This window comes from Marinobacter sp. B-21 (assembly GCF_056857895.1).
Genome location: NZ_JBSXNZ010000045.1, coordinates 25,602 through 36,338 on the forward strand (window position 1 = coordinate 25,602; position 10,737 = coordinate 36,338).

Annotated in this window: 9 protein-coding genes; 4 read left to right on the plus strand and 5 right to left on the minus strand. The window is 58.8% G+C overall.

The features are described from left to right. Window positions 1–4: 4 nt before the first annotated feature. A complete protein-coding gene (locus AC13C0_RS02705; RefSeq protein ID WP_482953919.1) occupies window positions 5–2,836 on the minus strand; it encodes a DUF748 domain-containing protein in 2,832 nt (943 codons plus the stop codon). Between the two features lie 203 nt (window positions 2,837–3,039). Here AC13C0_RS02705 and pdxH point away from each other — a divergent pair, with 203 nt between their 5' ends. The 4 genes from pdxH (at window position 3,040) to AC13C0_RS02725 (ending at window position 5,572) form a co-directional block, all read left to right on the plus strand. After that, on the plus strand, window positions 3,040–3,675 hold the full coding sequence (pdxH, locus tag AC13C0_RS02710; protein ID WP_482953916.1) for a pyridoxamine 5'-phosphate oxidase: 636 nt from the start codon (window positions 3,040–3,042) through the stop codon (window positions 3,673–3,675). After that, window positions 3,644–4,402 carry a 4'-phosphopantetheinyl transferase family protein gene (locus AC13C0_RS02715; RefSeq protein WP_341580860.1) on the plus strand — a complete coding sequence of 253 codons (759 nt, stop codon included), beginning with the start codon at window positions 3,644–3,646 and terminating at the stop codon, window positions 4,400–4,402. Before pdxH ends, AC13C0_RS02715 begins: the two co-directional genes overlap by 32 nt. 38 nt (window positions 4,403–4,440) lie before the next feature. Beyond that, window positions 4,441–5,022, plus strand: coding sequence for a DNA-3-methyladenine glycosylase I (locus AC13C0_RS02720; RefSeq protein ID WP_117618791.1), 582 nt, complete (start codon window positions 4,441–4,443; stop codon window positions 5,020–5,022). A gap of 94 nt (window positions 5,023–5,116) precedes the next feature. Beyond that, on the plus strand, window positions 5,117–5,572 hold the full coding sequence (locus tag AC13C0_RS02725; RefSeq protein ID WP_482953917.1) for a DUF3429 domain-containing protein: 456 nt from the start codon (window positions 5,117–5,119) through the stop codon (window positions 5,570–5,572). An 11-nt stretch (window positions 5,573–5,583) separates the two neighbouring features. Here the strand turns inward: AC13C0_RS02725 and AC13C0_RS02730 are convergent, their stop codons facing one another. From AC13C0_RS02730 to AC13C0_RS02745, 4 genes are all read right to left on the minus strand, one after another. Continuing rightward, complete coding sequence (locus tag AC13C0_RS02730) at window positions 5,584–7,026, minus strand: aspartate kinase (RefSeq protein WP_117618793.1); 1,443 nt, start codon at window positions 7,024–7,026, stop codon at window positions 5,584–5,586. Window positions 7,027–7,078: 52 nt separating this feature from the next. Then, window positions 7,079–8,347, minus strand: coding sequence for a diaminobutyrate--2-oxoglutarate transaminase (ectB, locus tag AC13C0_RS02735; protein ID WP_117618794.1), 1,269 nt, complete (start codon window positions 8,345–8,347; stop codon window positions 7,079–7,081). Between the two features lie 204 nt (window positions 8,348–8,551). Further along, window positions 8,552–9,067 (minus strand): diaminobutyrate acetyltransferase, encoded by a 516-nt coding sequence (gene ectA, locus AC13C0_RS02740; RefSeq protein WP_117618795.1) that lies wholly within the window; start codon window positions 9,065–9,067, stop codon window positions 8,552–8,554. Window positions 9,068–9,378: 311 nt separating this feature from the next. Beyond that, a partial coding sequence (locus AC13C0_RS02745; protein ID WP_482953918.1) for a sodium:solute symporter family transporter occupies window positions 9,379–10,737 on the minus strand: 1,359 nt, incomplete at its 5' end.

Genomic DNA, 10,737 nt, shown 5'->3' on the forward strand with positions numbered 1-10,737 from the left:
GAGCTCAACGAACATCCAGGCTGAACGCAACGACCACGCGTCCATCATCACCAACCTCCGCATTGCGGGAGGGGTCGAGCAGGAATAACTGGCCTGCCGGAACCCCAAGGGTATTCTGCAACAGGTTCCGGAGCGCGACACCGCGAGCCGAGGCGAGGTTACTCAAGGCCTCCGGGGCCAATGCCCGCTCTCCTGCAATGTATGCCTCCCGGGCTGCCTGCCATGCCGCCCCGGACAATTCCTGCCGGCCTCCTTCGGTCAGTTGGTCACGCAGTAACGCCAGGCCATCGGCTTGAGGTGCGACACTGCCACGGATGTTCAGAAGCAGATCCGGCCGTTCCAGCAAGGCGTCCGCCAGCACCGACAGTTTTTCCGCTTCACCCTCTGCCAGCTCAGTACTGCCGGGAACAAAGCCCACCTTGCCAAGCTCTTCGCCACCGAACCCTGCCAGCCCGGCAACGGAGCCCAGCATGCTGAAGGGAGACGTTGCGGCTTTCGCCAGCAGGTTCACGAACGCCCGCATAACAACCTGGCCGACACTGAAGTCTGGACTGGAAAGGTCGCCGCTAATCGGCAGATTCACTTCAATAACGCCCTTCCGGTCTCGCAGCAGGGCCAGGCCCAGCTTGACCGGAGCTTTGACGGCCTGGTCGCTCGGTATCGAAGCGCCCAGTTCAAGCCGGTCCATAATCACCCGGTTGGAGGCCTCGATCCGTGTACCGGAAATCTGATAATCGAGGTTGAGATCAAGCTTGCCACTGTCTACTCCATACCCCAGGTATCGGCCGAAGTAGGGGGAGAGCGTGGGCAGGGAAAGATTTTGCATCATCAGTTGGAGATCACTGACGTCCTCGGTACCGAGAGTGCCGAGGGTGCCTTCGAATCCCAGATCCGCGACGCCGCCGACGCGGCCGTTCATCGACACCTTGCCCTGTTGCGGGGAGATATTGCTAAGTCCGGTGACGCTGCCGTTCAGTTCATCAAACGAGGTTGTGAAGGCCGGCTGCAGGGTGCGATCCGTGTAGGCCAGGGCGCCATCCTCAAGCATCAGCTGCCCGATCCTGAAGATAAACTCCGGCTCCGAATCCCCCGCTTTCTGCTGGTCGGAAGACGGCTCATCCTGGCTGCCAGAGGCAGGCCCTCTGACGATCTGCTCAACGTTATGGACACTGTCCGCATTACGAACCACATTGATGACCGGCTGTGCCAGGGTAAGCGTGCCGATTTCCAGACGGGCGGGGTAGACGTTGTATTCGATGGGCGCCAGTCGCAGGGTTTGCCAGGACACCAGCCGCTCGGAACCGCCGGGCAACCGCACACTAAAGCCGGCCACTTCCGCGGTACCACTGAAAGTGCCGGTGAGTGGGTCCTGCTGGCCATCCAGGTCCAGGTTGCCATCGACTCCGAGGCTTCCACTGGCTATGGCAAGATTGGCGCCCTCCTGAACATAAGGCTCAAAGGCAGCCAGTTGCACCCCGATCCCGGAAATGGCGGCTTCCAGAGTGAATGGCCAGGGGGTTACCTGGCCCGTCAGTGACAACTGCCCGCCACTGGCCAAGGTGCCCTGCATCTTATAGGTCACCGGTTCTTCCAACCGATGACTGATTGGCCCGGTGGACACCGATAACTGCTCCAGAGCAAGTTCTACAGGGCTCTCCGGTTGGCTGTCCTGCCAGAGAATCCGGCTGCCAGACAGGGTCACGCCCGCCACAGACCACCAGAACGGCTGTCCGGCGTTTACCGGCTCTGCCCCACCGGTCGGTGGCTTGCTGGCTTGGGGGCCTGGAGCCAGTGGCGCCAGCCAGTCAATCTGGCCGGTCTCACTCCGGGCCAGCGCCAGATCCAGGTTCTCCAGGGCAACCTGACCCACGTTGATTTCACGTGCGTTGAGATCAAAGTCGATGGCATCGACAGACAGGGTGCCGTTACTCAACCGGACCTGTCCGCTCTCCTCATTCAGGGCAAGGGCAAGATCCTCGAGGGCCAACTGGCCGTTACTGGTTTCCAGATGGAAGACCTCACCGGCCTGCAGTTCATAGTCGGAACTGAGGGTGACACTTCCGCCTCGCAGGTCATAGGGAAAGTAGGGGCTCAGGAAGTGAGCGATGGTTTCATAGCTGACCGCAGAAATCTTCAGGGAACCACTGGAATAGAAAGGCGCGATACTGAGCTCCCCCGCCCACTCGACGGTCTGGCTGTCCAGTGCGGCGTGCAGCGCGTAGTCGCTATTCTGGCCCTCACGGCGCCAGGTGGCGAGGTCGGTCAGAGTCAGATCCAGTGGCGTTATGCGGAACTCGGCCATTTGCTGCTTGCTGAAATCCCGGAACAGCACTTCACCGCCATTGACGGCAATCTGCCGGAAATAAACGCGGGCTGGCTCGGTGCCTTCTTCAGCGGCAGGCGGTTCCGCTGCCCCGGCAGGTTCAGGATTGGCACGTTGCCAGTCCCGGGCGAAATTGACACTGTAATCCTTCAGCAGGTCAACCCGGATAAAGGGTTTTTCCAGCTGAATCGCCTCAAAGCCGGCGATGCCACGGATCAGTTGGAAGAAATTCATGTCGACCAGCAACCGATCAAAACCAGCCACCGGCTCGCCGCCACTGTCCCTGGCCGAAAGCCCGAGCACGTCGACCCTCAGCGTGTAAGGGTTGGCGCTGATGTCGGTTACTTCCGCACGCCACCCCATACGCTGGTCCAGCTGTTCGGGTATCGACCGTTCCAGCCACCAGGGGAGTAGCAGGAAGCCTGCAAGGGTATACAGAATCAGAAGGACCAGCAATCCGATCAACAGATTCCTGGGAACACGACTGCGTTGACGGCTCTGGGCCACGGACATCTCCTCATAAGCGGCGGAATCCCGGGGCAATCTTGCCCACCTGCCTGTTCACAAGGATAGTCGGCCCGACGCCGGTTTGTCAGCTGTGCCGGTTACAGCCGGTCAATACTGGCTCCAGTATCGCTGACAGTCAGGCCTGAACCCGATATGCTGCTCAGTCGTATTTATCCCGTGTCAGTTGCGCGCGAGTGAGAGGAAGGTTTATGGACATCAGTGATATGCGTCGTGATTTCGAGAGCGAGGGCCTGGGTCGCGACGCGCTGGACAGCAATCCGGTCGGGCAGTTCCAGAGCTGGTTCGAGGATGCCCGGGAGGCCGGCATTCTGGAGCCCAACGCCATGTCACTGGCCACAGCGGGGCGCGATGGCATGCCAGACCTCCGTACCGTGTTGCTGAAATACTTTGACAAACAGGGCTTTGTTTTCTATACCAACTACCGCAGCCGCAAGGCCCGGGAGATGGATGAAAACCCGCAGGCCGCCCTGCTGTTTCCCTGGATCGGCCTGAACCGCCAGGTCAGGATTCAGGGCCAGGTAGAAAAAGTCAGCAAATCAGAATCGCTGCGCTACTTCGCATCCCGGCCAAGAGGCAGCCAGATTGGCGCCTGGGTCTCCGAGCAGAGCAAGGCCATCACCTCACGGGGGCTGCTTGAGCAGAAGCTTGCCGAGGTGAAACGCAAGTTCACCGAGGGTGAAGTGCCCCTGCCCGGTTTCTGGGGCGGTTACCGGGTGGTTCCCGAGCGCATTGAGTTCTGGCAGGGCCGGCCCAGCCGGCTTCACGACCGCTTTGAATATGTGAGGGAAGGCGATGGCTGGCTCATCCAACGGCTACAGCCCTGACCCCCGGCCAGCCATCTGGCTGTGCCATCAGACCGATGGAATCGAGGCGCCCCCTCCGGCCTGGCTAACCGGGTACGAACGGGATACGGTCGGAAAATTCAGCGGGCCCCGTGAACGGGAATATCTGACCAGCCGCTGGCTGATTCGCCAGGCAATCGGCAAATCCGCCAGCCTGCCTGCGCATCAATGTTGTCCCGTGGACGGTCGCCCCACTGTTTCAGGCCGCCCCGATGGCTGGCAGCTATCGCTCAGCCACAGCCACGGTTTGTCCGCCTGTGCCACTCGTGCCAGCTCTGCCATTGGCCTGGACCTGGAACCCTGCCAGCGCCACCCGCAATGGCAGAAGGTGGCCAGGCGCTGGTTCACCCCGGTTGAACAGGAATGGCTGTTCCGGGAAGACGACCCCAATGCGTTCCTGAAGGTCTGGACCCTGAAAGAAGCCTGGCTGAAAGCCACCGGCCGGGGTATTGCCGGTAACCTGCAGACGCTGGAGGTGCGCAAGAATTTCGAAATCTACGGAGACCAGCCCGACGAGGACTGGCAGGCTTCCTGCTGTTATATCGAGGGCTACCTGGTGACCCTGGTATTCCGTGGAAGCCGGCCGCAATGGCCTGACATCACCCTGCTGGAACCACCGCCCGGCGATTTCAGCCTGGTGGATGCGGTATCGATGGAGGCTTCCTGGGAGCCGCTGTTCCAGCGTACCATCCGCCCGACAGGCTGCTAGTGTTCTGAACCAGGCGGAGATAACAAAGGCCACTCTATATGGATAATCCCGAACGCTGTCCCTGGTGCGGAAATGATCCGCTTTACGTGCACTATCATGACACCGTATGGGGGCGCCCCGAATACGACGACCTCGCACTGTTCGAAAAACTCTGCCTGGATGGCCAGCAGGCCGGCCTGAGCTGGATCACCATCCTGCGAAAACAGGAGAGTTACCGCGCGGCCTATGATCACTTCGATCCGGAAACAATCGTAAATTACGGTGAAGCCCGGGTGGAGGAACTGCTGGCCGACCCAGGCATCATTCGCAACCGACTAAAGGTTCGGTCGATCATCAAGAATGCCCGGAGCTATCTGGATTTGCGGGAACAAGGCATTGGCTTCAGCGATTTTCTCTGGTCCTTTGTTGAGAACCAGCCGGTTCAGAACCGCTGGCGCTCACTGGCAGAAGTGCCTACGGCAACCCCTGAATCCGAGGCCATGTCCAAAGCCCTGAAACGGGCTGGCTTTACCTTTGTCGGCCCTACCATTGTCTATGCCTTTATGCAGGCGACCGGCATGATCAACGACCACTTGGTACAGTGCCCGCAACATCAGGAATGCTATTTGCTGAGCCAATGATCTCAATGGACTGGAGGGTCGTACGTTCTGGAGTGTTTTAAACCCCGGAGCTTGACCATGAGAATCACCCTCAACGAACTCAGAGGCAGAAAACGTGATTGCTGTAGCTAGGCTCGCCATTCTCGTTGGCATTGCCGGGCTGATCCCGTTTATCGCGATGATCGCGGGGCTGTTTTTCATGCCCCAACACGGTGTCGCGCTGATTGGTTACTTCTACCTTTACAGCGCCGGCGTCCTGGCCTTCATGGCAGGGGTGTACTGGCCCATTGCCATGCAGCTCGATAATTGCAGCTATCCGGTGTCGCCACTGGTAACCATGCTGCTCAGCCAGGTATTCTTTGTGGCCGCCGGTATTGGCTTGCTGTTGCCCACCCCGGGACAGGTCCTCCTGTACACCACCGCTTACCTGGCGCTCTACCTGGTGGATGCAGGATGGATGCGGGCGTACTGGCCGGTATGGTATCTGCGGCTACGCCTGGTGCTTACGTCGGTAGTGGTGGTATGCCAGCTGTCCGCGACAGCCTGGCTCTTCCTTATTCCAGCCCACTGACTTCCTGCAGCTCAGGCTGCAACAATGGCGTATTCGTGGTTATGGGGCTCAATGAGCACGCCATGCAAGGCCACGATCGCCTTCTCGTAGTCGTCCTCATCCACCACAAACTGGATATCCACCTGGCGCATGCACTGGTGCAGGGCCAGAACGCTGATGTCCTCATCGGCCAGGGCTTTCACGGAACGGGCAAGAATACCCGGCACCTTCATGTCGCTGCCGATGGCAGACACCACAGCCACCTTGCGGGTGTTGATCTCGGCATTGGGAAACTCTTCCTTCAGGGCCTTAACCACACGTTTTACGTGCTTCAGGGTGCTGCCCACGTAATGGGTAATGGTGTTGGCGTTGGTGTCCTTGGACATGAAACGCACCTTGAAGCGGCCCAGTACGTCCAGAATACGGCGGTCCGAACCCGGCTCGCCCTGCATGTCCTGATCGAATACTTCCACAGCAAACACGCCCTTGGCGCCGGCGATAATCTCCACCTGCGGTTTCTCACTGACATAGTCGCCGGTGATCAGGGTACCGGTGTGCTCCGGCTCAAAGGTATTCATCACCCGCAGCGGGATTTCGTTCTGGCGCAGCCCCTTACCGGCGCGGGGATGAATAGCCTCCATACCCAGGTTGGCCAGCTGGTCGGCAACGTCGTAGTTGGTGCGACCCAGGGGCACCACCTTGTCCGCACCAACGATGTTGGGATCGGCGGAACTCAGGTGGTATTCCTTATGGATAACCGCTTCCCGGGCCTCTGTGATTACAGCCACCCGGCTGAAGGTCATCTCGCTGTAGCCCCGGTCGAAGGTGCGCATCAGACCTTCCTTGCACTGGGCGTAGCCGGTAACAATCGGTAGCTCACGACTCAGATCCACCGCGTCGAAGGCCTGTTTCAGCTTTTCGTCCAGCGGCAGCAACTCATTGTCACGCCACCCGGTCAGATCCACAAAGCGGGCATTGATGCCTTCCTGCTGGAGCTTCAGGGCGGTGTTAAAGGCGCTGTGCGCCTCGCCAATGCCGGCCAGCATCTCACGCACCGTCAGCAGGTGTTCTTCCAGCTGGAACTGGCCGTAGGAGCACAGACGCTGCAGGTCGATCAGGCAGCCCCGTACGCCTTCAACACGATCGGTGATGAACTGGTCCGCCTGTTGTTTCAGCATTGGATCGACAAACAGCTCGCCGTTGATGTCCGTCAGAAACTTCACCAGCTTGGTGAGATCGTCACCCCAGGCCCAGTCCGACTCGGCATCCGCAAACAGGGCATATACGCCCGGCTCGCCGGTTTTCTTGTGTTCCAACAGCTCGTTGGTCACCCCGCCATAGGCGGACACCACGTAAATGCGCTGGTACAGGTCGTCCTTGCTGCGATTACCGATAATGATGTTATCGCGGACGGCCTCGTAATTACTCATCGACGTACCGCCGATTTTTTCAACGGTATGTAGTTGGCTAGTCATAGGGTTTGCCTTCGCTATCCTGCAGCATGAATGTCCGGAGGTGCGCGGCGTCTTACGACGCCTCGCTGAGCCCTTCCTGCATGATTTCGTCCACACTTTTGGCAAGCAGTGCGGCACCTTTTTTCAGGTCCTCCTCACTGGTTGTCAGCGGCATCAGGCACTTGATGACTTCATCATTCGGACCACTGGTCTCAATGATCAGGCCGTGCTCAAAGGCACGTTTGGTAATCGGGCCTGTGATATCCGCGTGGCTTGCTTCGATACCACGCATCAAACCGCGCCCCTTCATTTTGAACTGACCGGGGTACTTGTCGCAAATCACCTGCAGGGCGTCGCTCAGTACCTTGGTCTTGGCCTTTACCTCATTGGCAAATGCATCGTCTTTCCAGTATGTCTCCACGGCGGTGCGGGCCGTGATAAAGGCCATATTGTTACCACGGAACGTGCCGTTGTGCTCGCCCGGATCCCAGACGTCCAGCTCCGGCTTGAACAGTACCAGCGCCATCGGCAGACCGTAGCCACTGAGGGACTTGGAAACGGTGACAATGTCAGGCTTGATGCCGGCAAACTCAAAGCTGAAGAACTCACCGGTACGGCCATTGCCCGCCTGGATATCGTCCAGGATCAGCAGGATGTCATGCTTCTTGCACAGCTCGGACAAACCCTTGAGCCATTCCGCACGACAGGCGTTCAGGCCACCTTCGCCCTGAACCGCTTCCACGATCACCGCTGCCGGCAATTCAAAGCCGGACGACCCATCGCTCAGCAACTTGTCCATGATGGCGAGACTGTCCACGTCGTCGCCCAGGTAGCCGTCGTAGAACATGAAATCAACATTACCCAGCGGCGTGCCGACACCACCGCGGTGATGCTTGTTACCAGTGGTGGCGACCGCACCCATGGTGACACCGTGGAAACCGTTGGTGAACGAGATGATGCCGCTGCGGCCTTTTACCTTACGGGCCAGCTTCAGGGCCGCTTCCACACAGTTGGTACCGGTAGGGCCGGTAAACTGCATTTTGTAGTCCAGGCCACGGGGGTCCAGGATGTGCTTCTTGTAGGATTCCATGAAGTCATGCTTGGCCGTGGTAAACATGTCCAGGCCCTGGCTCACGCCGTCTGCTTCGATGTACTCGATCAGCGCTTTCTTCAGGATGTCGTTGTTGTGGCCGTAATTCAGGGAACCGGCACCGGCCAGAAAATCCAGGTATTCCTTGCCGTCCTCGGTGTACAGGTGCGCGTTCTTGGCGCGGTTGAAGATGACCGGAAACGCACGGCTGTATACACGTACTTCGGATTCAGTCGACTTGAAAATTTCCATTGTCTTGCCTCTTAGCATGTCAGGTTCGAGGTAGGTGCGCGGTGGCGTATCAAACAAATGCAGATTCGGTCGCGATAGGCCCCGGGCGTTGGTTAAAGCCTGTTGGCAGACCTACCTCAGTGGCCTGCCGGCTAATCCAAATCACAGCTTTACAGTCGTTCACAGCCCTGCCATCACGTAGTAGGACCGATCCTGGACCGGCTCTCAGGCTGGCTTCGTGAAGGGCCCGATGCGCAGCAGAAACTCGGAATCATGCTGCCCGCCAAAGTGGGTCTCTTTCTCGAAGTGCTCGTGGTAGGTGAGCTCGGCTCCCATATCACGGGCGAATGACCGGAACAGCGCCCATGAGGCCTCGTTGTCTTCGGTGATGGTCGTCTCCATATGGGTGACGTCCTTACACGCTTCACGGCCGACGATTTCCTTGAGCATGCGCTTGGCGAGGCCCTGTCCACGACCTTTCTCGTGAACCGCCACCTGCCAGACAAACACGGTATCGGGCTGTTGGGGAGGGATGTATCCGGAGATAAAGCCGACCAGATCGCCTTCCTTCTCCGCGGCCACGCCGGTTTCGGCGAAGTGGCTGCACTGCAACAGGTTGCAGTAAATCGAGTTGGGGTCCAGCGGCGGGCATTCTGCCACCAGCTGGTGGAGCCTGAAGCCATCATCCTTCACCGGAGTGCGAAGCGTGATGGCGGTGGTATTCGATCCTTCTGATGTCATAGCGTGATCAGTTCGTGTCAAAAAGTTAGTGTTGAATTATATAGACCACAAAATATATTTCAAGTTAAGCCCTGAACCTGCCCGACGGGGTGCCCCGGCTCACTCTTTCAGAATAGCCCGGATTGTCCCATTCGCCAGTGACAAATTGATTAAACAGTGGAAGGAAAAACGATATCCGCGCGACTCAGGGACGTGCCACTTCGGGGGCGTGCCACTGGGCATCCGGTTCCGATAGAAGACCCCCGCTGCCGAACCGGCCTGCCAATGACTCGGGACCCCATGCACCACAAAAATCTTTAGGCCTCCAAATATCAGGCCTGGCGCGCCGCCAGGGAACGCCCCGCCAGGCGTCGAAGCACCAGCGGAACAAAGAACCCGGCCGTACAGATCAGAAAGCCCCAGGCGTTTACGCCCAGCAGCATGGCGTACTTGCCTTCACCAATGGCCCAGCCTGATGGAATCAGGCCCACAGCCAGCAGAACCCCCAGGCTCAGACCGGTCCAGAAACTCAGATGAAAACTCCAGGGTGACCAACGGGTAAAGCGATAAAACAGGAACACCGGCGCCAGCCCCATCACCATGGTGCCGGATATGGTGGTGGCCTTGAGGATATCGGTGCCGGCGAACATCGGCAGGTTGCCCGCGAAGGCGAAGATAATCATCACCACCGCCCCCACACGAATGCCGGGAAGGCGATCCTGCGCCCGCCGCGCGAGCCGCGGCAGATCCACAGCGAGCGATTTCGCCAGCGAGGTGAAGGTGGAATCGAGTGTTGAGCCGGCCGAGGTCATCATTACCACACTCATGAAGAACAAGGCCGCCAGCCCCAGGGACTGCCCTACGGCTGCCGGCGCATTACCCATGGCCTCGATTCCGTTCAAACGGGCATGAACACCAACCAGACTGAAAATAAACACCGCCACAAAGCCCAGCAGCCCCGCGACCACAAAGCTCTTGAGCATGGTTTTTTCCTTGTTCACAAAGCCCCGGTCGGTCAGCACCGGGTCATGAAACGGATAACTGAACATCTGCAGCAGGGCCACCAGCAGCAGATCAAAGCCGGCATCAAGCCTGAACTCGCCATTGCTCAGCAGGGCACTGGTATCGTTGGCCGGAATAATCAGGAACAGCACCGCTCCGACAAAGAACACAAACACAAAGGCCTGGATCACGTCGGTAAAGATCGAGGACCGCAACCCGCCTTTCAGGCTGTAGGCCAGGGTAAATACCGTGAACACCATCGCCGCTGTGTAGTACTCCCACTCGCCCGGCAACCCGAAATAGCCACCGACCACGGCGGTGTTGCTCCACACCTCATTGTATAAACGGATCAAAATCGCAGCGGCAAACGCCAGCGCCGCAAACCGCCCGAACCGGGAGGTCAGGAAATCCTGAAGGCTACGGGCACCGGTCTGGGTCCGGATCAGGTAGATGATGTAACCGGCTACGGGAATCGACAGCCAGTAACTCGCGTAAGCCAGGCCGCCGGTCACGCCATAGGCCGCACCGAGGTTGGCCGCGTTGGTGACCGACTTGGCGAAGATCCAGCTGATAAAAATACTCGCCGTCAGTGACCACTGCCCCACCGGATTGCCGTTATCGTCCGCGCCCTTGTAAAACGAATTCGCGTTCTTGCTCTTTGGCGACAGCACGTACATCACCACGCCGTA

Coding starts and splice junctions, on each gene's coding strand:
- ectB (WP_117618794.1), bottom strand. CDS start 8,347: ATGGAAATTTTCAAGTCGACTGAATCCGAAGTACGTGTATACAGCCGT.
- AC13C0_RS02715 (WP_341580860.1), top strand. CDS start 3,644: ATGGCTGGCTCATCCAACGGCTACAGCCCTGACCCCCGGCCAGCCATC.
- AC13C0_RS02720 (WP_117618791.1), top strand. CDS start 4,441: ATGGATAATCCCGAACGCTGTCCCTGGTGCGGAAATGATCCGCTTTAC.
- AC13C0_RS02730 (WP_117618793.1), bottom strand. CDS start 7,026: ATGACTAGCCAACTACATACCGTTGAAAAAATCGGCGGTACGTCGATG.
- pdxH (WP_482953916.1), top strand. CDS start 3,040: ATGGACATCAGTGATATGCGTCGTGATTTCGAGAGCGAGGGCCTGGGT.
- ectA (WP_117618795.1), bottom strand. CDS start 9,067: ATGACATCAGAAGGATCGAATACCACCGCCATCACGCTTCGCACTCCG.
- AC13C0_RS02705 (WP_482953919.1), bottom strand. CDS start 2,836: ATGTCCGTGGCCCAGAGCCGTCAACGCAGTCGTGTTCCCAGGAATCTG.